Origin of the sequence: Nitratireductor basaltis, from assembly GCF_000733725.1 — a bacterium.
GTDB classification, from domain to species: domain Bacteria; phylum Pseudomonadota; class Alphaproteobacteria; order Rhizobiales; family Rhizobiaceae; genus Chelativorans; species Chelativorans basaltis.
The window spans coordinates 1,835,925-1,859,013 of record NZ_JMQM01000001.1 but is presented as its reverse complement, the minus strand read 5'-3'; the positions used below and the strand labels follow the sequence as shown (position 1 = coordinate 1,859,013).

Genomic DNA, 23,089 nt, shown 5'->3' with positions numbered 1-23,089 from the left:
GGATGGCAACGACGGGAGAGGGGAGGCCGAAAGGGAACCTGTCTCCGTTCCGGCCGAGATCGAATTACAGCAGGGTCAGCTGTTCACCTTCACCGACGGGTGGCTTGAACAGGTCGCTGCGAAGCTTCAGCTTTTCCTGATTGAGGCCAAGACGCTTCGCTGCAATTTCGAAGCGGCGACCGATCTGCCAGGCATAGGGGCCGGTGCCCTTCATCCGCTTGCCCCATTCCGCGTCGTAGTCCTTGCCGCCGCGCATGGAGCGCACGAGTGACATGACATGGCGGAAGCGGTCAGGGTAATGACGCAGCAGCCAGTCCTTGAAGATCGGGCTGACTTCCAGCGGCAGCCGCAGGATGATGTAACCTGCCTCGCGCGCACCCGCCGCATGGGCCGATTCCAGGATGCGCTCGACCTCGCTGTCCGTCAGACCGGGAATGACCGGACCGATCATGACCGAGACAGGAATGCCCGCATCACTCAACGCACGGATTGTCTCAAGTCGTCGCGTGGGTGTGGCCGCGCGCGGCTCCATCGTGCGTGACAGGCGGCGGTCCAGCGTGGTGACCGACAGCGCCACCTTGGCCAATCCCTTTTCCGCCATGCGTGAGAGAATATCGATATCGCGGGTCACCAGCGCGGACTTGGTAACGATCCCCACCGGATGCTGATGTGCCTCGAGTACTTCCAGCACCTCGCGCATGATCTTGAATTTCTTCTCGATGGGCTGATAGGGGTCGGTATTCGTGCCGATCGCGATCGTGCGCGGCTCATAACCCTTCTTGCCAAGCTCCCGCTCCAGAAGCCGGGCGGCATCAGGCTTGGCGAAGAGACGCGCCTCGAAATCTAGCCCGGCAGACAGCCCCATATAGGAGTGAGTGGGTCGTGCGAAACAATAGACACAGCCATGCTCGCAGCCGCGATAGGGGTTGATCGACCGGTCGAAAGAAATATCCGGCGAAGTATTCCTGGTGATGATGCTGCGCGGTCGCTCGGTCTGGACTTCCGTCTTGAAGGGCGGCAGTTCTTCCAGCGATTCCCAGCCGTCGTCAAAAACATGTCGCGTCAGCGGCTCGAAGCGACCCGTGGGATTGATACCCGCGGAACGACCGCGCCTGCGTCCCTCGTGAACGCGGATGCCAGAACCTTCAACGATAGCGTTAGCCGCCATGACGCCTCCACTGCCTGAAGCAGCAATGTCGGCCCTTGCGATCTGTTCCACCATGAGACCTCCACCGGGTTTTTCCGGGCAAAAGCCCGCGCCCGCATTGCATGAATCTATTCCTATTTCAGAATAGAGAACAAAGCAAGAACAAATATGTTCCGGTGTTGTCGGCAGGTTCTAGCCGGGCTTGCGGCGCAGATGCTCGTCAAGCCGGGGCATGATCTCAACGAAGTTGCAGGGCTTGTGGCGGATGTCGAACTGATCCTTGAGCACGAGATCCCATGCATCGCGGCAGGCGCCGGGTGAGCCGGGGAGGCAGAAAACGAAGGTGCCCCCGATCAGGCCCGCCGTTGCGCGCGACTGGATCGTTGAGGTGCCGATCTTCTCGAACGAGACGCGGTGGAAGACATGGGAGAAGCCGTCCATGCGCTTGTCGAAGAGAGGCTCGACAGCCTCCGGCGTGACGTCGCGGCCGGTAAACCCCGTTCCGCCCGTCGTCAGCACGACATCCACCGCGTCGCACTTGGACCAGTCCGCAACAATTGCACGGATGTCTTCGATGTTGTCCTTCGTGATCCTCCGGTCGGCCACCTGATGGCCCGCATCTCGAACGCGCCTTTCCAAGGTGTCGCCGGAGCGGTCGTCAGACAGGCTGCGCGTGTCCGAAACGGTCAGGATGGCAATGCGCACCGGCACGAAGGCAGGGATATCAGACATGGTCGAAAGCTTCCGTTTCGTGCAGCAGGGAAGTGGCGACGACAAACCAGTCGGGATGGCTTGCCGAGATTTCCTCACGCGCCCGTTCGGCAGCCTCTTGCGAAGAAAACAGCCCGAAACAGGTCGCGCCCGAGCCGGTCATCCGCACCAGCTCCGCCCCCGTTGCTAAGAGTGCCGAAAGGCAGTGCGAAATCTCCGGCTGAATGCGCGTGGCTGGCTCCTGCAGATCATTGCGCGTCCGATGGAGCCAATCGAATAGAGCAGGAGCGGTGTCGAGCGCTGTCAGGGGCGGGAGAGGCGGATTTTCCTTGCGCTCGAGCTTGCGGAAGATCTCCGGCGTGCTAACCGGCACTCCGGGATTGACCAGCAGCACGGATAACTCTGCGACTGCGCTTAAAGGCGTGATGTCTTCACCGATGCCACGGGCGATCAGCGGCGTCTCGCTGAGGCACATGGGAACATCGGCCCCGAGCTTGAGCGCTATCCGTGCCAGCCGATCCTGCTTCAGCCCCAGCTTCCACAGCGCGTTCAACAGAATAAGCGTTGAAGCCGCGTCAGACGACCCGCCTCCCATGCCGGAAGCGGCGGGAAGATTCTTCTCAAGCTTGATGGCAACATGTTCAACATGCCCCGTCTCCTCACGCAGAAGATCGCGAGCGCGAAGCACAAGGTTCTCCGCCCCCACCGGCAGACCGGTGGCCTGCGGGCCAGTGACCGTGAATTCGTCCTCGCTTGAAGGTGAAACCGTGAGCCGGTCACCGAATTGCGTGAAGACCACGAGGCTTTCGAGCAGGTGATAACCGTCCGGCCTTTGACCGGTCACATGCAGGCACAGATTGATCTTGGCAGGTGCGGTGCGGCTGAGGCTTGGTGCCACGCGTCAGTCCTTGGCCACGCGATATTCCCCTGTCTCGGGGTCTTTCACCAGGGTGCCAACGCTGCCGGTTGCGGCTTCCTTGCGCGCGCGCCTGGCACGGCTTGTCACACGCTCGGCCTCCCGCAATAAGGCGCGATAGCCGAGATAGGCTGCAAGTCCAACGGCACCGAAAAAGATCAATTGCGGCATGCGCACATCCTCCACCAGGGCCCGCGCAGATGCAGGCGCCATTCAGCCTCGATCCTATCTCACAACCCGAAACGTTGCCAAAGGGCCTGTTCTTCGGCGCTTTCCATGACGCCGGTCGCAAGTGAAGCGCCCAATGCACTCATGTCGGGTCCTGAAACTAGCCCAAGCCTGCGGCCGAACAACCCCCGCGACTGGCTTATGAGCTTCATCTTCGTCTTCTTGCCATAACGCTCTTTAAGGAAGCCGCGCATATCCCCGATGCCGTCGATGAGGCCAAGTTCCTTTGCCCGGTGCCCGGTCCAGAACAGACCGGTGAAGAGATCGTCATTTTCGGCCAGCTTCGCACCACGGCGCTGCTTCACCATGTCGATGAAGATCTCGTGGATTTCGAGCTGCAATGCCTTCAGGCGCTCCACATCTTCGGCCTTTTCCGGCTGGAAAGGGTCAAGAACGGCCTTGTTCTGGCCTGCCGTATGAACGCGCCGCTCCACCCCGATCTTCTTGAGAAGTTCGGGGAAGCCGAAGCCGGCAGACACGACGCCGATTGAACCGACAATTGAGGAGGGGTCCGCAATGATCTCGTCACCGGCAAGTGCGATCATGTAGCCGCCTGAAGCTGCAACATCCTCAACGAAGACATGGACATGCTTCTTCTTCTCCTCGGCAATGTCGCGGATGCGCTTGAAGATCAAACGCGACTGAACCGGCGAGCCACCCGGTGAATTGATGGAGATGGCAACGGCTGGTGCCTTCTTGTCCGAAAAAGCCTTCTGGAGGACGCCTGCCGTTGCAGCGAGCGACAGGTTCTGCCGCATCGGAGAACTGTTCGCCATGATCGCGCCTTGCAGTCTGACGACGGGAATGGTCGTTGCATCGCTGCGCATGGACTTGGGCAAAAGGCGCGAAAGAGGCTTCAAATCGGGTCTCCTTGAACAATTCCGGTAAACTTGGCCAAGCATGTAGGCATGAAATGGGTCAAAGCAAAGAGCCCTGTGCCAACTGCTTCATCGATCGGCAAACAAGGCGACTTCGCCATTGATCAATCGGTTTGCCCGCGTCGTGAATTCACGCTCTGCACCGTGCAGCACCAGAGGGGGCAAGATTGAAAGCGGTCCGCGCGCGCCCTTGCGCGCCCGGATGATGACGCGGATTGCAGCTGCAGCCTCGCGTGGATGAACAGGTAGAATGTCAGCGCATCCGAACCGCCGATCAAGTGCGGCGAGAATATCCGAAAGCGATTCAGGCCGGGCGATCACGACGATCATCCCGTCACTTCTGGAAATGGCGGCAGCGGTGCGTACCCACGCCTCGAACATCCCTTCCACCATCACATGGGCAAGTCTTCGCGTCTCATGGGGCGTGGCACGGTCATGTCCGTGGTTGAACGGCGGGTTCATGATGACGAGATCGAAACGGTTGTCCTCCAGCCCCTGCTCAAGCCGGATACGTCCGCTGGCCATCACATCGGCCTCGATAACTTCTACGCGGTCCCGAAACGCTTCATTTCCTGGAAGCTGCAAGGTGCGCCGGGCGCATTCGGCCATCAGCGCATCACGCTCCACCAGAGCCGCCCGCGCCTCGGCACAACGTGAAAGCACGGCGAGTCCTGCCGCGCCTGCACCTGCGCCAAGATCGGCAACCGCGCCGTCGAACCCGTCAGGTGCGGCGGCGGCCAGAAGCATGGCGTCCACGCCCGCACGATGCGCCTTGGCAGCCGGTTGGATCAGGTGAAATTTTCCACGGTGAAAAGCATCCTGCGTGACGGCAGGAAAATCCGATCGAGACATCAGCGCCGCACCTTCAGGATACCTGGTCCTCAAGACCGGCATCGATCATGAGGCGCCGCGCGGCCTCAAGCTTGTCCTGTTCCACCAATATCCGCCGCGGCAGGACGCCCAGCGACCCTTCCATGATGCTCATATTCGTATCGGCCACGAAACAGCCTATGCCTGCATCTTTCAGAAGGCTTTCAACGAAGGATAGGGTGACGGGGTCATTGGTGCGCAGAAGTTCGATCATGAAATGACGGTGGCAGGTCGCGGACCTCTTGTAAATCTTCTCATTGCATTGCAAGTCAAACGCGTTATTTCGCCGCTTGCGGCAGGGGTGAACAGCCCCATATGTTCTAAGGGCTCATTCGAGCCGGATAACTGGACTGGAGGTAGCCTGATGGGCGTCGTGTTGAATATGGAAGGCAGCAAGGGCGGGCCTGCTTCGGTGGATCGTCTTGTCGGCCTTACCAGATCGGACATGGCGCGCGTGAACGAGCTGATCCTGTCCAAGGCCGGTTCCGATGTCGAGCTGATCCCGGAACTTGCCAAGCACCTCATCTCCTCCGGCGGCAAGCGCCTGCGCCCCATGATCACCATCGCGGCAGCGCAGATGTTTGGCTATGAGGGCGAGAACCACGTCAAGCTCGCGACTTCGGTCGAGTTCATGCACACCGCGACGCTTCTTCACGACGATGTGGTGGATGAAAGCGATTTGCGCCGTGGCCGCAAGACCGCACGCATGATCTGGGGCAACCAGGCAAGCGTACTGGTGGGTGATTTCCTTCTGGGACAAGCCTTCCGCATGATGGTGGATGTCGGCTCGCTCGAAGCGCTCGACATTCTTTCGACCGCCGCCTCGGTGATTGCCGAAGGCGAGGTGATGCAGCTTGGCGTTTCGAAAAATCTGGAAACCACGGAAGACGAATATCTCCAGGTCATCAAGGCCAAGACCGCGGCCCTGTTTTCCGCTGCAGCCGAAGTCGGGCCGGTCATCGCGCAGGCCAGCAGGAACGACCGCGCAGCCCTGCGCTCCTTCGGCACCAATCTCGGTCTTGCTTTCCAGCTGGTCGATGACGCGCTCGACTATGGCGGCAAGGCAAGCGAACTGGGCAAGAATGTCGGCGACGATTTCCGGGAGGGCAAGGTCACGCTGCCCGTCATCCTCGCCTATCGCCGCGGCACGAGCGAGGAGCGCGCCTTCTGGAAGAGCGCGATCGAAGAGAACAATTGCGATGACGCCGCACTTGAAAAGGCCATTGGCCTGTTGGCGCGCCACAATGCCATTGCCGACACCATCAATCGTGCACGTCACTTCGGCGAGATCGCGCGTGATGCTCTGGCGCCGCTCGAAGACAGCGAGCAGAAGGATGCGCTTTTCGATGTCATCGACTTCTGCATAAGCCGCGTTGTCTGATGTTCAGCCTTTCGGTCCCGACCTGGCATTGAAGCGCTATCGCAAAAAGGCCATCCTCTTGCCATAACAGTTGGTTGAATGACTGAATGGCATTTCAAGCATGGTGCCCGCTTGCGGGTCTAAGGGAAGGAACGACATGCGGCTTAAATATGCGGGTCTGAAGGTGGGTGCTGCACTTGGGGCGCTTCTTCTTGGGGTAGGTTCCGGTGCGCTCGCACAGGACGCGGAAAAGCCGAGCTTCGAACCTGGTATTGTTGACGAAAGCCGTATCACGATCCAGAGCTTCTCCGGCGCATTCCTCGCCGCACGCGCTGCCGAGCTTGATGACAATCTCGACAAGGCAATCGAGTTCTACAAGCGCGCCCTTGCATTCCAGCCCGACAACACGACCTTGCAGCAGAGCCTTCTTCTCGCGCTTGTCGCAGACGGGCGGATGGAAGAAGCCATTCCTTACGCCGACAAGTTGAAGTCGGAACCGCAGGTCGAGCGTTTTTCGCGTCTGCTTCTGGCAGCCGATACGCTGAAGGATGGCGACTATGCCGCTGCCGAGCGCTGGTTGAAGCTTGTCGTGGAAAGCGATCTTGACCGCCTCATCACCGGTACGATGACGGCCTGGACGAAGCTGGGGCAGGGGGACAGCGCTGCAGCCATAACCGAGCTTGAAAAGCTCGATGGTCCGGACTGGTACCCGCTCTTCACCACCTATCACCGTGCATTGATCGAGGCGCAGGCTGGAAACGTGAAAGAGGCGGATGCCGCTTTCAACCGCGTGTTCAACGAGCTGACGCCACGTTCCGTAGCTCCCTACACGCTTGGTCGCATCGCCGAATCCTATGCACGCTACCTCATCAGCCAGGACCGTCGCGACGAGGCGCTGGAAGTCCTGAAGAAGGCAGAGGAAAATGGGGGCGGCGTTGCCTCCGTCGGATTGCTTCGCGAAAGGATCGAAGCAGGCGAAGAGGTAACCGTCGCCATTCCAAACGCCGCAGCCGGTGCGGCCGAGATCCTGCTCAATGTCGCGACCGAGCTTGCAGTCGGTGGTGGCGAAAGCTTCGTGCGGCTCTATCTCAACATTGCGCGCGCGGCTTACCCCGACAATGATGCGGCCATCGTGCAACTTGCCCAGGTGGCGGAGCGCCAGGGCCAGTCGCAGAAGGCCATCGATATCTACGGGAATATCGGCAGCGATTCCCTCTGGTCGCGCTTCGCCTCCTTCCAGATCGGTCTGAACCTGTCCGACCTTGGAAAGAAGGAAGAGGCCGTCAGCCATCTGAACGATGTGCTGGAACAGGACCCTTCCGACATGCGCGCCTATCTCGCGCTTGGCGGTGTCTATGCCAGCGACAAGAATTTCGAGGCAGCTTCAGAGTTGTATGACCGCGCGGTCGAGCAGATCGAGACGCCCGAGCGTCAGCATTGGGCGATCTATTACCAGCGCGGCATCGCCTATGAGCGCATCAAGCAGTGGGAAAAGGCCGAACCGAATTTCCGTCAGGCGCTGGAGCTTTATCCCGATCATCCGCAGGTGCTGAACTATCTCGGCTATTCCTGGGTGGATCGTGGTGAAAATCTCACCGAAGCGATGGATCTCATCCGCCGTGCCGTGGAATTGCGCCCGAGCGACGGCTACATCGTCGATTCGCTCGGCTGGGCACATTACAAGCTGGGCGAGTTCGACGAGGCTGTCGAGCATCTCGAGCGTGCGGTCTCCCTGCGGCCCGACGACGCCGTCCTGAACGACCATCTGGGAGATGCCTACTGGAAGGTGGGGCGCAAGCTCGAAGCCCGCTATCAGTGGTCCCACGCGCTCACGATGGAGCCGGAATCGGAACTGAAGGCCGAAGTCGAGCGCAAGCTCGAAGAAGGTCTTGAGGCGGACGAGCCGAAGAAGGAAGCCAATGCCGCAGGCGCTCTGGGTGCCGGTGAAACGGCAACGGACGCTGCATCGGGAGAAGTGCAATCCGCTCCCATGTCCGAAGCGCCAGAGGTTGAGGTAGAGACCATCCACGTGGTCCAGCCCGGCGAAACCCTCCACTCCATCGCAACCAAGTTGCTTGGCGACGGCAAACGGTTCCGTGAACTTCTGGAGCTGAACCCCGTTCTCAAGGGCAATCCCGACCGGCTGACCGTTGGCCAGGAACTGAAACTCCCCGCCGAGGCAGAGTAAGAGCGCGACCGAAGCGGCCAACGCGGCGTGAAAGGGTGCCGCGTTCAAAGCTCAGTTCTTGAATGCAAGGTGCAGTCCCACCAAACCTTCCTCCGGCACATCCCGCGAAAGGCACCCGCTTCTTGACCTGTCGCGCGGCCCGCAATAGGACGGGCTGCCTTTCGAAGTGAGGCGAGAAAGCCGCCTGCGTGACCGCGGGCCAGCCGGAGAAGTGACGTGAACGCCAGCCCATTGCCGCACATGCATCCGACGCGCTCCTTTCAGGGGCTCATCCTGACCCTGCATGACTACTGGGCACGCCATGGCTGCGCGATCCTGCAGCCTTACGACATGGAAGTGGGCGCGGGCACGTTCCATCCGGCAACGACGCTGCGGTCCCTGGGTCCGAAGCCGTGGAAGGCTGCCTATGTTCAGCCCTCGCGCCGCCCGAAGGACGGCCGCTATGGCGAGAATCCCAACCGGCTTCAACATTATTACCAGTATCAGGTGATCCTGAAGCCCAACCCGTCGAACCTGCAGGAGCTTTATCTCGGCTCGCTGGAGGCAATCGGCCTCGACATGGCCAAGCATGATGTGCGCTTCGTGGAAGATGACTGGGAAAGTCCGACGCTCGGCGCCTGGGGGCTTGGCTGGGAGTGCTGGTGCGATGGCATGGAGGTCTCGCAGTTCACCTACTTCCAGCAGGTCTGCGGCATCGAATGTGCGCCGGTCTCTGGCGAGCTGACCTACGGCCTGGAGCGTCTGGCGATGTATGTGCAGGGCGTGGACAATGTCTATGAGCTGAATTTCAACGGTCTGGAAGGCGAGGACAAGGTCACCTATGGCGATGTCTTCCTGCAGGCCGAGCAGGAGTATTCCCGCTACAATTTCGAATATGCCGACACCGACAAGCTGTTCCAGCATTTCAAGGATGCCGAGGCCGAGTGCCGCGCGCTGCTTGAAGCCGGTTCACCGGATGCGCCGGGCGCGCTGCACAAATGTGTGCTGCCTGCCTATGACCAGGCAATCAAGGCATCGCACGTCTTCAACCTGCTTGATGCGCGCGGCGTGATCTCTGTCACCGAGCGTCAGAGCTACATCCTGCGCGTGCGCGATCTGGCAAAAGCCTGTGGCGAAGCCTTCCTGCTCACCGATGCAGGCGGGGCAAAGGCCGAAGCCGCCTGACATCTTTAGGACACGAAATCTCCATATTCTGGACATGCCTCGCGGGCATCTCCAACGCGTTTTGATTTTCGCGTTTTGATAAAGGAGTATTTCCAATGCCTAAGCACGGAACTTTTGTCTGGAATGAACTGATGACCCATGACGTGAAGAAGGCAAAAGCCTTTTACGCGGACACGGTCGGCTGGTCCTTTGAAGCCATGGATATGGGTGAGGGCACCTATCACGTTGCCAAAACCGGCGACGACATGGCGGCAGGATTCTTCGAGATGTCCGGCCCGGATTTCGAGAACGTCCCCGATCACTGGATGCCCTATCTTGAGGTCGACGGCATCGATGGTTTGGTCAAAAAGGCTGAGGGCAAGGGTGCGACGATCATCCGGCAGCCATTCGATGTTCCAGGTGTCGGCCGCATCGCCATCATCAAGGAACCGACCGGCGCAGTGGTCGGCTGGATGACCTCCGAGAACCGCTAGGGCGCGATCTCAGGTCAATATGCCGGCGCAAATCACGCTGGCCGCAAAGTCACGCCGGCTGAACGGGTGACAAGCACGGGCTGGCTTGCTATTGCCAGCCCACTTCTTTTTTCAGCCAGAGCCTGACTATGCCCGATCTGCTTCTCGAACTTCGCTCGGAAGAAATCCCCGCTCGCATGCAGCGCAAGGCTGCCGGCGACCTCAGGAAGCTCGTCACCGACGCGCTGGTGGAGGCGGGTCTGACCTATGAGGGCGCGCAGGAGTACTGGACACCGCGTCGCCTGACGCTTGATCTTCGCGGCCTCACCGCCCGTTCCAAGGATGTGCGTGAAGAGCGCAAGGGCCCGCGCACCGATGCCCCCGAAAAGGCGATCGCAGGCTTCCTTCGTGGTGCGGGTCTTGATTCTATCGATCAGGCACAGGTGCAGACGGACCCGAAAAAGGGTGATTTCTACGTGGCCGTGATCGAGAAGAAGGGCAGGGTAGCCGAGGACATCATTGCCGAGGTCATGCCCGGCATCATCCGCAATTTCCCGTGGCCCAAATCCATGCGCTGGGGCAAGGCCTCAAGCCAGCCCGGCAGCCTGCGCTGGGTGCGCCCGCTGCAGTCGATCCTGTGCACCTTCGGTCCGGAGACCGAGGAGCCGGTGGTGGTGGATTTCGAGGTCGATGGCATCCGCTCCGGCAATATCACCTATGGTCACCGCTTCCATGCGCCGGAGGCCATCACCGTGCGCCGCTTCGACGACTATGTCGAAAAGCTCGAAGCCGCCAAGGTCGTGCTCGATGCCGAGCGCCGCAAGCGCATCATTCTCGATGACGCGCGCAATCTCGCTTTCGCGAACGGCCTTGAGCTGGTCGAGGATGAGGGGCTTCTGGAAGAGGTGTCCGGTCTCGTGGAATGGCCGGTCGTGCTGCTCGGCACCTTCGAGGAAGAATATCTGCAGATCCCGCCGGAGGTCATCCGCCTGACCATCCGCGCCAACCAGAAATGCTTCGTCTGCCGCCCGCAGGGCGAGAGCGAGAAGCTTTCCAACACCTTTGTCATCACCTCCAATATAGAGGCGACCGACGGTGGCAAGACCATCGCCCATGGCAATGGCAAGGTCGTGCGCGCGCGCCTGTCCGACGCGCTATATTTCTGGGAGACCGACCAGGCCGATCTGCCCGATCTCGACCGGCTGGAAGCCTCTGCCGAAAAGTTTGGCCTGGATCTGAAAAAGCCGCTCGACCAGCGCATGGCGCGACTTGACCATCTGGGCGTGACCTTCCACGCCAAGCTCGGCACGCAAGGCGAGCGCGTGGCCCGCATTGCGGCCTTAGCGAAGGAACTGGCACCGCTGGTTGGTGCTGATCCCGAACTCGCCGTCCGCGCCGCGCATCTCGCCAAGGCCGACCTGCAGACCGAGGTCGTCGGTGAGTTCCCCGAGCTTCAGGGCGCCATCGGCCGTAAATATGCCGAGCTTCAGGGCGAGCACCCGTCTGTCGCCGCGGCCATCGAGGAACATTACAAGCCGCTAGGCCCCACCGATGTGGTGCCAACAGACCCGGTCGCGCTAGCAGTCGCACTGGCCGACAAGCTCGACATGCTCACCGGCTTCTGGGCCATCGACGAGAAGCCGACTGGCTCGAAGGATCCATATGCTCTGCGAAGAGCAGCGCTGGGCGTGATCCGGATCGTGGTGGAGAACAAGGTGGAGCTGAAGCTGTCGCAGAAAGCGGACACCGACCTCCTCTCCTTCTTCCACGACCGCCTGAAGGTCTATCTGCGCGATCAGGGCGCGCGCCACGACCTGATTGACGCGGTGCTGGCGAGTGAAGGGGCATCAAACGACGACCTCCTGCTCGTCGTGCGTCGCGTGGAGGCGCTGGGTGAGCTGCTGGAGACGGAAGAAGGCAGGAACCTTCTGGCGGGCACCAAGCGCGCGGCAAACATTCTGGCCGCTGAAGAAAAGAAGGGCACGCGCGTCGCAGATGATATCGACACCGGCCTCCTGAGTGATGCTTCCGAACAGGCTCTCTACTCTGCGGTCACGCAGGCTGAGAAGGAAGCCGCCGAAGCGATTCAGAAACAAGACTATTCGGCTGCCATGCGTGCACTTGCGGCACTGCGTGAGCCGATTGATTCATTTTTCGAGAATGTTCTCGTAAATGACGAAAATGATTCGGTTCGCGCCAATCGTCTGGCCCTGCTCGACCGTATTCGCGTGGCGACCGGCAAGGTGGCGGATTTCTCGAAAATCGCTGGTTAGAAATTGGGGCCGGGCGGTCTAGTCCGGCTCGCCAAGCATAGGCCCGTCGGGAGGCGGACCTGGATCTTCAGATCCGTCTGAATCCGCTTCGCCGTCCTTCTTCTGCGCCATGAGTGGCGTGGAAGAGCCGGGCGTATCGGGCTCCGGGCGTGTAGCCGCAGGGCCACCCGAAATGCCGCCGCGGATCACCATGGTGCTCTGCGCCATTCGGCGCTTCTGCTTTTTCTTCTCTGGCGCCTCGGCCACGGTTTCCTCGCGCGCCACGGGGTCGCCGATTGCAACGACGGATGTGCTGACGCGCTTCGGCCCGCTTTCGCTGCCAGGGGCCGCAATGGAAGGTGCGGCAGTCTTGGCGGCATCGCCCGTTGCCGAAAAGGAAGGCAGCCCTTCAGACATGTTCTCAAGGACAGTAATTGAGCCCGCCCCGGCACCGACCGTGCCAAGAAGGAGGGAGATGGTCATGATACCTGCAACTCGCATGGCAATCTCGCGCGTCTCGTTCCTGTCTGCATGCCTCGGTGAGGCAGCTTCACACGCGCATTGGTAGCAGAAGGGAATTAACAAAATGGTCATGCCTGTGGCGCGATGGCCATGCCGCTTCTGACCCTTGCCGGAAAAGGTCCGGCGCGCTAGGCATCATGCGCGCGAACGGAGTGAGAATTGGCCCGCATCATCAAGGAAGAGGAAGCGCTTGAAGAAGCCCTGCGCCTTGCGCGCGGCGGGCTGCCCATCGCGATCCCCACGGAGACGGTCTACGGTCTTGCCGCCGATGCCTGCAATGGCGAAGCGGTGGCGCGCATTTATGAGGTCAAGGGCCGGCCCCGCTTCAATCCGCTGATCGCTCATGTCGCGGATATCAAAATGGCGGAACGCTTCGCCTCTCTTTCGCCCGCCGCCCGGCTTCTGGCCGAACATTTCTGGCCCGGACCGCTGACGCTGGTTCTACCCGCGCGCGACGATGCCGGCCTGTCGCCTCTCGTAACCGCAGGACTCGACACGGTGGCACTGCGCTGTCCCAAGGGCTTTGGCGCACGGCTCATCGCAGCCCTTGGCCGCCCGCTTGCCGCACCGAGTGCCAACAGCTCCGGCAAGGTCAGCGGCACCAGTGCGCAAGCCGTGGAGCGTGATCTGGGCGAGCGCATCGAACTCATCGTGGATGGCGGCCCGACACCGGTTGGCGTGGAATCCACCATCGTGAAGGTCGAGAATGAAGAACTCGTCCTTCTGCGACCCGGCGGGATCGCCGCCGAAGACATCGAAGCTGTCGCTGGCAAGCCGCTCCAGCGCGGCGCAAAAGGCATACAGGCGCCGGGCATGATGGCCTCGCACTATGCGCCCGACGCACCTGTCCGCCTGAATGTCAGCCATGTGGAGGCGGATGAGGCTCTGCTCGCCTTCGGACCGGAGCGCGTTGAAGGGGCGGAGGGTGCGCGAGCCACGCTCAATCTCTCGCCATCGGGCGATCTGCGCGAGGCGGCAACCAATCTCTTTGCCCATCTTCTGGCGCTGGATGCGGCAAGGGCCCGCGCCATCGCCGTTGAGCCGGTGCCAATGGAAGGGCTGGGCGAAGCCATCAACGACCGGCTGGCCCGTGCGGCCGCGCCGAGACAATAAGAACAGGGGGAGGGCAGCATGAATGGTGGCCCCGTGAGGCTCCATGCGGAGCTTGAAAAGCGGTTCGTGGAAATCGTCGGCGAGAAATACGCGCTGCGGCTCAGCGAGGAGATCGATCCTTTCGTGACCGAGCCGCGCGGCCTCTTTGGAGGTGTGACATCACTCGTGCTGCGCCCGGGTTCGGTGGAGGAGGTCAGCCGCATCCTGTCGCTGGCGACCGAAACCGGCACGCCCATCGTGCCACAGGGCGGTAATACCGGTCTTGTGGGCGGACAGATGCCCGACCAGTCGGGCGGCGAAGTCATCCTGTCGCTTTCGCGTCTGAACAGGATCCGTGAGATCGATCTGGAATCCAACACCGCCACGGTCGAAGCCGGTGTCATTCTGGAAGTGCTGCAGAAGGCTGCCGACGAGCAGGACCGCCTGTTTCCGCTAGCACTTGCTTCGCAAGGTTCCTGCCAGATTGGCGGCAATCTCTCGTCGAACGCCGGTGGCATCGGCGCGCTGGCCTATGGCACCGCGCGCGATCTGTGTCTTGGCGTGGAAGTGGTTCTGCCAACCGGCGAAGTGCTGGACGATCTGCGCAAGCTGAAGAAGGACAATACCGGCTACGACCTTAAAAACCTTTTTGTCGGCGGAGAAGGCACGCTGGGTGTCATCACCGCGGCCGTCGTAAAGCTCTACCCGAAGCCGCGCGGGCGCGTCATGGCCTGGGCCGGACTTGGCTCGCCCGAGGATGCGCTGAAGCTTCTCCACATGGCAGGAAGTGCTGCAGGATCGGAGCTCACCGCCTTCGAACTGATGCACCGCCGCCCGCTTGACTTCGTGCTGGCTCACGTGCCGGGCGCCAAGCCGCCGCTTGAAGGTGAGCATGAATGGCATGTGCTGATGGAGATTTCCTCAGGTCGCTCGGAAGAAGAGGCATCCGCCACCATGGAGGCCGTTCTGGGGGAAGCCTTCGAGACCGAACGGGTCGCTGACGCGGTGATCGCGCAGAACGAAGGTCAGGCTGCCGAACTGCGCCACTTGCGCGAATCCATGTCCGAAGCGCAAAAGCCCGAAGGCGGCTCGATCAAGCACGACATCTCGGTGCCGGTTGCGGCCATCCCGACCTTCATTGCGGAAGCCGAAGCGGCCATCCAGGAGATCGTGCCCGGGTGCCGCCCGGTCTGTTTCGGCCATATGGGCGACGGCAATCTGCACTACAATGTCACCCAGCCGGAAGGCATGGATAAGGGCGCATATCTGGAGCATTATCGGGCGATGAATGCGAAGGTGCACGCGATTGTCAGGCGTCTGGGCGGCTCGTTTTCCGCTGAGCATGGCATTGGCCGTCTGAAGCGCGAGGAGCTGATCGCCACGCAGCCGCCTGTCGCCACCGAACTCATGCGCCGCATCAAGCGTGCTTTTGACCCGGCCGGCATCATGAATCCCGGCAAGGTCATCTGATTGCCCGAGAAAGGCCACCCATGAACGCCCCCACGAAACCGGTCATCGGCACGATCCTGCTGGCCACCGATCTTGTGACGGAAAACGACATACGCGCCATCGTGCCGCCCCATGTCACGGTCTGCGCGACGCGCGTGCCCTTCGAAAATCCGACTTCGCCCGAACAGCTGCGCCGCACGCTTCCCCATCTGGGAGAGGCCGCACGCTGGCTAGTGCCCGGCGTGGAACTGGGCGCGCTCTATTTCTCCTGCACGTCGGCAACCGTGGTGCTTGGCGAGGACAATGTGGCACGAGCAATCGGTGAAACGCGTCCGGAAGTTAAACCCGTCACGCCGATCATGGCCGCCAAGCGCGCCTTCCGTGCGCTCGGTGCGAAGAAAATCGCGGTCATGACGCCCTATATCGCCTCCACCGCCAAAGCCATTGTGGATCATCTCGAAGAGCACGGCTTTGAGGTGCTCAACGCCCATGGCCTGAACATGGAAGACGACCGCGACATGGCGCGCCTGCCGGCAGAACCCATCATCGAGGCCGCCGAAATCGCGATGGTGGAAGGTGCTGAAGCACTTTTCATCTCCTGCACTGCGCTTCCCGCGGCAACGCTAGTGCCGGAGATCGAAAGACGCATCGGCATTCCCGTGGTCACGTCAAATCTGGCCGGACTGTGGATGTCCATGCGCCGCGCCGGTGTGACGGATCGGCTCGGCGAGAAGGGCAAACTGCTCGATCTCGACCTGCCGGAAGATGCGGCTTAACCAACGGGTTACACCTCCTTCGCAACCGTTAAGCTGTATTACGCTTCGCTAACCAACTGTAACGTCAGCAAAATTTAACCGAAGTTCTTAAGGCGGAGGGTAAGAACCACCCGCTACAGTCCTTCCCATAACGAGGCCGCAAAAGTGGCCCGGAGAGATCGGCAAAGCCGGCTCTCAGGAGTAACAGGGAAGGCAATAGAATATGTCGACTGGTCTCAAGCCCGTCTGGGCCGGCCGCACCATGCGGCTCGACCCTTTCAGACTGCCCCAGGCAGTCTCTTACGCATCGCAGGACGATTTCGGAGAGGTGGCTTTCACTGTCGACCAACGGGGCGTGCGCATGCGCCGTGTTCTGGACAAGAGCCAGCTGCCCGTCACCTTCGCCCTGCCGGCCCGCGCATTCCGCGGTGTGGCAGCACGTGCCATCGAGCATGAGGATGGTGACGTCACCGTCACGCTCGAACTTTATCACGACGATCCCATGCTTTGCGTGCCGCTTCTGGTGGCCGGTGACTTCGACGATGTCGCCGCCGACTGGCGCGCCTGGGCAGAAGCCTATCGCCTGCCCATGATGATGGTCGAGGCCGACGGCGTCGCCCGCACCTTGGAAGAATCGCTCGGTCATGTGAAGGCCCAGCGCCCGCAGGAGCGACGCCAGGGCCGCCCTGTCCGCCACCGCCGCCCCCGCTTTCTCGCCCGCCGCAAACAGGGCACTCTGGGCCTGCGCCTCGTCGTCAACGGCAGCGAGCTGATCGCACGCGATTGATGGGGGCTGCAATTTGAGGGGCTTGCGCCAGGCGCACCCCCCTCTGCCTTGCCAGGCATCTCCCCCACAAGGGGGGAGATCACTCGCGGCAATCCCACAGCTTCTCCAGCAAATGCCGAGCCATTGATGCCAGCCAATCTCTCCCCTTGTGGGGGAGATGTCCGGCAGGACAGAGGGGGTGCCCTTGGCACCAACCTCCAAGGGAATCCTTCCCTATTCACCACCTACTACCAACTCAAAACTGTGGACTGATCACCGCCCAGACGCCACCGCCCAGCAATCCGAGGAAGATCAACAGCCCCACCATCGTGTTGGAGCGGAACAGGATGAGGCATTGGTCGGGATTGTCGATGTCGAGCGTGCGGATCTGGCGGGCCATGTGGGCGCCGGCGGCGACGAGGCCTGCGAGTGCGGGCATGGGGACTGCGGCGAGCGCGAAGGCGACGGCCATGAAGAGCAGCGCGCCGCCATAAAGGCCGATCAGCCAGCGCTTGGTATTCTCACCGAAAAGCCGCGCGGTGGAGCGTACGCCGACAATGGCGTCGTCTTCCTTGTCCTGATGTGCGTAGATCGTGTCATAGCCGATGACCCACAGGATCGAGCCGAAATAGAGTAGCAGCGGTGCAAGCGAGAGCGAGCCGAAGGTCACGGCCCAGCCCATGAATGCGCCCCAGGAGAAGGCGAGGCCCAGGAAAAGCTGCGGCCAGTCCGTGAAGCGCTTGGCGAAGGGATAGATGGCAACGACACCGAGCGAGGCAATGCCGAGCAGTATGGCGAATAGGTTGAACTGCAGAAGCACGATAAGCCCCACAAGAGCCTGCGCGAACAGAAATGCCCAGGCCTGCTTGCGGCTGACCTGACCGGAGGGCAGGGGGCGGGAGCGGGTGCGCTCCACCGCGTCATCGATATTCTGATCGACAAGATCGTTATAGGTGCAGCCCGCGCCCCGCATGGCGATGGCACCGATCACGAAGAGCGCGAGGTAAAGAGGCGACGGCAGAACATCGCCGAGCGCCGCACCGGCTTCAGCGCCTGCACTGGCCGCCATGGCAAGCGACCACAGGCAGGGCCACAGAAGAAGCTGCCAGCCGATCGGCCGGTCCCAGCGCGCAAGCTGCGCATAGGGCCATGCCGAGCGCGGCAGGAGCCGATAGACCCAGTGGCCCGAAGGTGCATCCGCCACGCGTCCGCGTGTCTCCCGGCTCTGGATCTTCTCCATGAATAACAACTCCCTGCAACAATCTGGCTGATGGAGTGGCAAGGCTGAGGCCCCGCGTCAAGCGCGATGGCCGTCAGCTGCGGCTAAACACTGGATGGAGGGGCTCCTGCGCTTGACCTTTGGGCCAATCACCCATAGCCGTTCAGCCATGTCAGACAGCTATGGGGCCAGGCGATGAATGTGCTTTTGATCGGTTCGGGTGGGCGCGAACATGCGCTGGCATGGAAGATGGCGCAGTCCCCGCTGGTCGAGAAGCTTTTCGCAGCACCCGGCAATCCCGGCATCGCCGCCCATGGGGAATGCGTGCAGCTTGATCTGGCCGATCATCAGGCGGTCGTGAATTTCTGCCGTCTGCAGGGCGTGACTTTCGTGGTCGTCGGCCCGGAAGCGCCGCTGGTCGATGGTCTGGCAGGCAGCCTGCAGGATGCGGGGCTGGCCGTTTTCGGCCCCACCGCCGCGGCTGCACGACTCGAAGGCTCCAAGGGCTTCACCAAGGACCTTTGCGCGAAATATTCCATTCCCACCGCCGGCTATGGCCGCTTCACCGACGCGGCATCCGCGCGCGCCTATGTAGAGAAGATGGGCGCACCCATCGTGGTGAAGGCCGATGGTCTGGCGGCAGGCAAGGGCGTCACCATCGCCATGAGCGAGGATGAAGCCTATGCCGCCATTGACGACTGTTTCGCCGGTGCCTTCGGCGGTGCAGGTGCGGAAGTGGTCGTCGAGGAATTTCTGGAAGGCGAGGAAGCAAGCTTCTTCTGCCTGTGCGACGGCAAGGCGGCCATCCCCTTCGGCACCGCACAGGACCACAAGCGTGTGGGCGAGGGCGATACCGGCCCGAATACGGGCGGCATGGGCGCCTATTCACCGGCTCCCGTCATGGATGACGCCATGATGGAGCGCACCATGCGCGAGATCATCGAGCCCACAATGCGCGGCATGGCCGAAATGGGCGCGCCTTTCACCGGCGTCCTTTATGCGGGCCTCATGATCACCCGAGATGGCCCGAGCCTGATCGAATACAATGTCCGCTTCGGTGATCCCGAATGCCAGGTTCTGATGCTGCGCCTGAAGGACGACATCGTGCCGATCCTGAAAGCCGCCGCCGACGGTGCGCTGGAAGGCATCAACCCAAGCTGGCGCGAGGAAGCGGCCATGACCGTCGTGATGGCTGCGCCCGGCTATCCGGCCTCGGCCGAAAAAGGCAGCGTGATCCGCGGTCTGGAAGAGGCGTCAGAGCCGACGGAAGTCGAAATCTTCCACGCAGGCACGGCTATGAAGGGCGGCGAACTCACCGCCAATGGCGGCCGCGTCCTCAACGTCACCGCCCGCGGCAAGACGGTCACGGAAGCTGCCGCAAAAGCCTATGAAGCCGTGGACAAGGTGAACTGGCCCGAAGGCTTCTGCCGCCGCGATATCGGCTGGCGGGCGATAGAGCGCGAGCGGGGGTGAGGGGGCGGCCGCAAAATGATGCGGCCTGCGTCCTCGGTCTAACATCAAGATAATCGCAACGGATGACCCGCGCTTGATGATTGTTCTGATCCTGTCGGCAATGAGACCGAAGTTTGAAGCCATTGTGGCATCGAGCAATGCCTGGGTCTGGTTGTAGAATAGAGAAATGAGTTCCATGGGTTCAGATCACCCCGGAATCCCTACACTGCTTCTTATGTTTCCTCTGCAATTCAAGTTCTTCTCGCGATATTTTTCGGTAGATTCCTGTCCAATCACGACTGTCATTGTTGTCGAGTAGATCAAGGGCTTCAGCTACAACGCTATCGACGTCTGGATTGTAGAGATCGCAGGTGCACTCGCCGGCATCTGCGATGCCGCTCCATCGTTTTTTATGATAAAGATTTCTCAGAAGTAGCTCACCGCTAGACCGGTCCCACGCATTCTTGAAGGGGTAGTCCGCCAGATGCTCGCTGGCGTCAAATTTGCGGACTTCGCACCCTGCCTCGGAAACATCCGGCTCAGATCCATATGTGAACCACTCACGTTCCAGATCGTCGTAGCTGTCATCGGACACCAATACCTGATCTTTCGCAGATTGCAGTTTTCCATCAGTCTTGATGACATATGCAGTCAAAACGATGCAGGAAAGGGAAGCTATGCCAATGGTAAGAGCTTTTCCGAATGTAAACATAAGAATAATCCAAAATCAGTTTAATATATAAAATTCAGTAATACCACGATTGCCGTTAATACTACCAGTTTGAATAATCACATCAATAGTTCTATTTATATATTATTTCATATTCGCGTAGGTGGTGGGGGCGCAGACGGCGTGCAGAGAGATTCACCGCGCGTTTTTTCAGATCGTGGCCCACGCCATCTGTTGGAAATATTGCGTCCGGGCCTCTGCCTATAAAGGATTCTATTTTGCCTTGAATCCGGTGCAACTGCGGCAAAATGTCTGCAAACAAGTTTGACGTTTACGTAAAAAGAAATTATCCAGATTTCCACCATTCCCCGCTGGCCTCGGCAACTGTCTGCCGCTAGCGTTCGGGCGCTTGTTTCGGAGGAGATCTCGCATGTATCGCGCACCTGTCGATGAAATCGCTTTTACCCTCAATCACGTCACCGGCATGAAGCAGGCGCTGGAGGCCGGGCGCTATGGGGATCTGTCGGCCGATCTGGTCGATGCGATCCTGGCGGAAGCCGGGCGTTTTGCCGCCGAGGAGATCGTGCCGCTGGCGAAGATCGGCGACGAGCAAGGTGCGGTCTGGAAGGACGGTGAAGTCACCATGCCGAAGGGCTGGGGCGATCTCTACAGGGCCTGGTGCGAGGGCGGATGGAACGGGCTTGCAGCGCCTGAGGAACATGGCGGGCAGGGCCTGCCCATGACGCTGCTGGTTGCCACGCAGGAAATGTGGAATTCCGCCAGCATGGCCTTCGCGCTTTGCCCGACGCTGACGCAGGGTGCCATCGAGGCCGTCGAGGCCCATGCCTCCGAGGAACTGAAGCAGAAATATCTGGAAAAGCTCGTTTCCGGCGAGTGGAACGGCACCATGAACCTGACCGAGCCGCAGGCCGGTTCTGATCTCAACGCGCTGACCGCGCGGGCCGAGCGCAGCGAGGATGGCAGTTACCGAATTTTCGGCCAGAAGATCTTCATCACCTTCGGTGAGCACGACATGACGGACAATATCGTCCATCTGGTGCTGGCACGCCTGCCCGATGCGCCAAAGGGCACCAAGGGCATCTCGCTCTTCCTCGTGCCGAAATATCTGGTCAATGATGATGGCTCCATCGGCGCGCGCAACGATGTCTTCTGCGCTTCCATCGAGCACAAGCTTGGCATCCACGCGTCCCCCACCTGCACCATGATTTATGGTGACGGCCGGTTCGGCGAGGAAAAGGGTGCCATCGGCTGGCTGGTCGGTGAGGAAAATCGCGGTCTGGCCTGCATGTTCACCATGATGAACAATGCGCGTCTTGCCGTTGGCATGCAGGGCGTTGCAATCGCGGAAGCCGCGTATCAGCGCGCGCTGGCCTATGCGCAGGAGCGCCGTCAGGGCCGCGCGCCGGGTGCTTCGAGCGAAGGCATGAGCCCGATAGTCGAACACCCCGATGTCGCACGCATGCTTCTGACCATGAAGGCCATGACGCAGGCCTCGCGCGCCATCACCTATTCCTGCGCCCATGCCATCGACATGGCACGCCTGAGCGAAGGTGATGAGGCGCGCCATTGGCAGGAACGCGCCAATCTGCTTACCCCGCTCGCAAAAGCCTTCCCGACCGATATCGGCGTTGAGGCCGCATCGCTTGGCGTGCAGGTGCATGGCGGCATGGGCTTCATCGAGGAAACGGGTGCGGCCGTTCTTTACCGCGACGCGCGCATCGCGCCGATCTACGAAGGCACCAACGGCATTCAGGCCATCGACCTCGTCATGCGCAAGCTGCCGCAATCGGGCGGTGACCATGTGCGCGGCTTCATCAAGGAACTGCGCGAGACCGCTGAGCGCGTGCGTGGCGCGAACATGGCCGAGCTTGCCGATACCGGAAACCTGCTGATCGAAAGCCTCGACCATCTGCAGGAAACCACCGACTTCCTGATGAGCCAGACCGGCGAGGGGGCAATGGAAAAGGCGCTATCAGGCGCGACCCCATATCTGCGCCTTTTCGCGCTGGCCGCAGGTTCCACACTGCTCGCTGGCGGCGCGGTTTCTGCTTCGGATGCGAAGATGGCAAGTCTGACGCGTTATCTGGCAGAAAATCACCTGCGCGAGACCGCCGGTCTTCGTCAGGCGGTGATCGATGGTGGCGAAAGCCTCAAGGCTGCCGCCAGCCTCTTTGCAGCTTGAAGTCGGGGAGAGCGTCTTGAGCGAATTCATCCAGATCGAGCGTCGCGGCGCGGTGCAGGTTATCCGCCTGAACCGCCCGGAAAAGAAGAACGCCATCACCCGCGACATGTATTCCGCCATGGCGAAGGCATTGATCGACGGCGATGAGGATGAGGCGGTGCGCTGCCACGTGATGCTCGGCGTGCCGGGCATCTTCTCCGCAGGCAATGACATGGGCGACTTCATGGCGATTGCCACGGGGCAGGCGGGTGGAAACGAGGTATTCGATTTCCTCCAGGCCCTGGCGCAGTCGAAAAAGCCGCTCGTCTCGGGTGCGGACGGCATTGCAGTCGGTATCGGTACGACCATTCACCTGCATTGCGACCTCACCTTCGCGACGCCGCAGACCGTCTTCCACACACCATTTGTTGATCTGGGCCTTGTGCCGGAAGCGGCTTCAAGCCTCATCGCGCCGGCAAGCCTGGGCGCACAGCGCGCATTCGCGCTTCTGGCCATGGGCGAAAAGCTGCCGGCGCAAGAAGCGCAGGCTGACGGGCTGATCTACAAGCTCGTTGAGGCGGACGCCTTGGAAACAGCGGTGTTTGAAGCTGCCGAACAGCTCGCTGCCAAACCGCCCCAGGCGTTGGCTATCGCGCGTGATCTGATCCGCGGGCCGCGCGAGCCCGTGCTTGAGCGCATCCGCGAAGAGGGCGAGCACTTCAAGGCGCGCCTCAAATCCGATGAAGCACGACAGGCGTTCATGGCGTTCCTCAGCAGGTCCCGGACGAAATAATTACTTGCCCTTGCGACCTTGCC

22 protein-coding genes are annotated in these 23,089 nt (G+C 61.0%); 12 read left to right on the top strand and 10 right to left on the bottom strand.

Annotated elements, in window-relative coordinates:
- Nucleotides 1-64: 64 nt before the first annotated feature.
- The 7 genes from EL18_RS09015 to EL18_RS08985 all read right to left on the bottom strand — a co-directional run bounded on the left by EL18_RS09015 (nucleotide 65) and on the right by EL18_RS08985 (nucleotide 4,964).
- Nucleotides 65-1,219, bottom strand: coding sequence for a PA0069 family radical SAM protein (locus EL18_RS09015; protein ID WP_036484356.1), 1,155 nt, complete (start codon nucleotides 1,217-1,219; stop codon nucleotides 65-67).
- Between the two features lie 120 nt (nucleotides 1,220-1,339).
- Nucleotides 1,340-1,879 carry a molybdenum cofactor biosynthesis protein B gene (gene moaB, locus EL18_RS09010; RefSeq protein ID WP_036482055.1) on the bottom strand — a complete coding sequence of 180 codons (540 nt, stop codon included), beginning with the start codon at nucleotides 1,877-1,879 and terminating at the stop codon, nucleotides 1,340-1,342.
- Nucleotides 1,872-2,756 (bottom strand): 4-(cytidine 5'-diphospho)-2-C-methyl-D-erythritol kinase, encoded by an 885-nt coding sequence (locus EL18_RS09005; RefSeq protein ID WP_036482052.1) that lies wholly within the window; start codon nucleotides 2,754-2,756, stop codon nucleotides 1,872-1,874. Before EL18_RS09005 ends, moaB begins: the two co-directional genes overlap by 8 nt.
- A gap of 3 nt (nucleotides 2,757-2,759) precedes the next feature.
- Nucleotides 2,760-2,945 carry a hypothetical protein gene (locus EL18_RS09000; RefSeq protein WP_036484353.1) on the bottom strand — a complete coding sequence of 62 codons (186 nt, stop codon included), beginning with the start codon at nucleotides 2,943-2,945 and terminating at the stop codon, nucleotides 2,760-2,762.
- 59 nt (nucleotides 2,946-3,004) lie between these two features.
- On the bottom strand, nucleotides 3,005-3,829 hold the full coding sequence (locus EL18_RS08995) for a S49 family peptidase (RefSeq protein WP_425277151.1): 825 nt from the start codon (nucleotides 3,827-3,829) through the stop codon (nucleotides 3,005-3,007).
- Nucleotides 3,830-3,949: 120 nt separating this feature from the next.
- Nucleotides 3,950-4,732 carry a tRNA1(Val) (adenine(37)-N6)-methyltransferase gene (locus EL18_RS08990; RefSeq protein WP_036482047.1) on the bottom strand — a complete coding sequence of 261 codons (783 nt, stop codon included), beginning with the start codon at nucleotides 4,730-4,732 and terminating at the stop codon, nucleotides 3,950-3,952.
- A 13-nt stretch (nucleotides 4,733-4,745) separates the two neighbouring features.
- Nucleotides 4,746-4,964 (bottom strand): putative signal transducing protein, encoded by a 219-nt coding sequence (locus EL18_RS08985; RefSeq protein WP_036484350.1) that lies wholly within the window; start codon nucleotides 4,962-4,964, stop codon nucleotides 4,746-4,748.
- 150 nt (nucleotides 4,965-5,114) lie between these two features.
- On the opposite strand from EL18_RS08985, the gene EL18_RS08980 reads away from it, so the two are divergent.
- The 5 genes from EL18_RS08980 (at nucleotide 5,115) to glyS (ending at nucleotide 12,187) form a co-directional block, all read left to right on the top strand.
- A complete protein-coding gene (locus EL18_RS08980; protein WP_036482045.1) occupies nucleotides 5,115-6,131 on the top strand; it encodes a polyprenyl synthetase family protein in 1,017 nt (338 codons plus the stop codon).
- A gap of 136 nt (nucleotides 6,132-6,267) precedes the next feature.
- Nucleotides 6,268-8,298, top strand: coding sequence for a tetratricopeptide repeat protein (locus tag EL18_RS08975; RefSeq protein WP_081871127.1), 2,031 nt, complete (start codon nucleotides 6,268-6,270; stop codon nucleotides 8,296-8,298).
- Nucleotides 8,299-8,538: 240 nt separating this feature from the next.
- The gene (locus EL18_RS08970; protein WP_036482043.1) at nucleotides 8,539-9,462 is read left to right on the top strand and encodes a glycine--tRNA ligase subunit alpha; all 924 of its coding nucleotides are present in this window, start codon (nucleotides 8,539-8,541) and stop codon (nucleotides 9,460-9,462) included.
- A gap of 95 nt (nucleotides 9,463-9,557) precedes the next feature.
- The gene (locus EL18_RS08965; RefSeq protein WP_036482040.1) at nucleotides 9,558-9,935 is read left to right on the top strand and encodes a VOC family protein; all 378 of its coding nucleotides are present in this window, start codon (nucleotides 9,558-9,560) and stop codon (nucleotides 9,933-9,935) included.
- A 128-nt stretch (nucleotides 9,936-10,063) separates the two neighbouring features.
- Nucleotides 10,064-12,187: a glycine--tRNA ligase subunit beta gene (gene glyS, locus EL18_RS08960; RefSeq protein WP_036482039.1), complete on the top strand. Its 2,124-nt coding sequence runs from the start codon at nucleotides 10,064-10,066 to the stop codon at nucleotides 12,185-12,187.
- Between the two features lie 18 nt (nucleotides 12,188-12,205).
- Here the strand turns inward: glyS and EL18_RS08955 are convergent, their stop codons facing one another.
- Nucleotides 12,206-12,649 (bottom strand): hypothetical protein, encoded by a 444-nt coding sequence (locus EL18_RS08955; protein ID WP_152552984.1) that lies wholly within the window; start codon nucleotides 12,647-12,649, stop codon nucleotides 12,206-12,208.
- Between the two features lie 198 nt (nucleotides 12,650-12,847).
- On the opposite strand from EL18_RS08955, the gene EL18_RS08950 reads away from it, so the two are divergent.
- The 4 genes from EL18_RS08950 to EL18_RS08935 all read left to right on the top strand — a co-directional run bounded on the left by EL18_RS08950 (nucleotide 12,848) and on the right by EL18_RS08935 (nucleotide 16,771).
- Entirely contained in the window at nucleotides 12,848-13,801 is a 954-nt protein-coding gene (locus tag EL18_RS08950; protein WP_036482035.1) for an L-threonylcarbamoyladenylate synthase, read from the top strand.
- An 18-nt stretch (nucleotides 13,802-13,819) separates the two neighbouring features.
- Nucleotides 13,820-15,250, top strand: coding sequence for an FAD-binding oxidoreductase (locus EL18_RS08945; RefSeq protein WP_051913930.1), 1,431 nt, complete (start codon nucleotides 13,820-13,822; stop codon nucleotides 15,248-15,250).
- Between the two features lie 20 nt (nucleotides 15,251-15,270).
- Nucleotides 15,271-16,005 (top strand): maleate cis-trans isomerase family protein, encoded by a 735-nt coding sequence (locus EL18_RS08940; protein WP_051913927.1) that lies wholly within the window; start codon nucleotides 15,271-15,273, stop codon nucleotides 16,003-16,005.
- A gap of 202 nt (nucleotides 16,006-16,207) precedes the next feature.
- A complete protein-coding gene (locus tag EL18_RS08935; RefSeq protein ID WP_036482031.1) occupies nucleotides 16,208-16,771 on the top strand; it encodes a DUF6101 family protein in 564 nt (187 codons plus the stop codon).
- A gap of 235 nt (nucleotides 16,772-17,006) precedes the next feature.
- Here the strand turns inward: EL18_RS08935 and ubiA are convergent, their stop codons facing one another.
- Nucleotides 17,007-17,990: a 4-hydroxybenzoate octaprenyltransferase gene (ubiA, locus tag EL18_RS08930; RefSeq protein ID WP_036482029.1), complete on the bottom strand. Its 984-nt coding sequence runs from the start codon at nucleotides 17,988-17,990 to the stop codon at nucleotides 17,007-17,009.
- 174 nt (nucleotides 17,991-18,164) lie between these two features.
- Here ubiA and purD point away from each other — a divergent pair, with 174 nt between their 5' ends.
- Nucleotides 18,165-19,442: a phosphoribosylamine--glycine ligase gene (gene purD / locus EL18_RS08925; protein ID WP_036482026.1), complete on the top strand. Its 1,278-nt coding sequence runs from the start codon at nucleotides 18,165-18,167 to the stop codon at nucleotides 19,440-19,442.
- A 181-nt stretch (nucleotides 19,443-19,623) separates the two neighbouring features.
- Here the strand turns inward: purD and EL18_RS08920 are convergent, their stop codons facing one another.
- A complete protein-coding gene (locus EL18_RS08920; RefSeq protein ID WP_036482012.1) occupies nucleotides 19,624-20,133 on the bottom strand; it encodes a hypothetical protein in 510 nt (169 codons plus the stop codon).
- 388 nt (nucleotides 20,134-20,521) lie between these two features.
- On the opposite strand from EL18_RS08920, the gene EL18_RS08915 reads away from it, so the two are divergent.
- Entirely contained in the window at nucleotides 20,522-22,294 is a 1,773-nt protein-coding gene (locus EL18_RS08915; protein WP_036482009.1) for an acyl-CoA dehydrogenase family protein, read from the top strand.
- Nucleotides 22,295-22,310: 16 nt separating this feature from the next.
- A complete protein-coding gene (locus tag EL18_RS08910; RefSeq protein WP_036484341.1) occupies nucleotides 22,311-23,066 on the top strand; it encodes a crotonase/enoyl-CoA hydratase family protein in 756 nt (251 codons plus the stop codon).
- The last annotated feature ends 23 nt before the right edge of the window (nucleotides 23,067-23,089 follow it).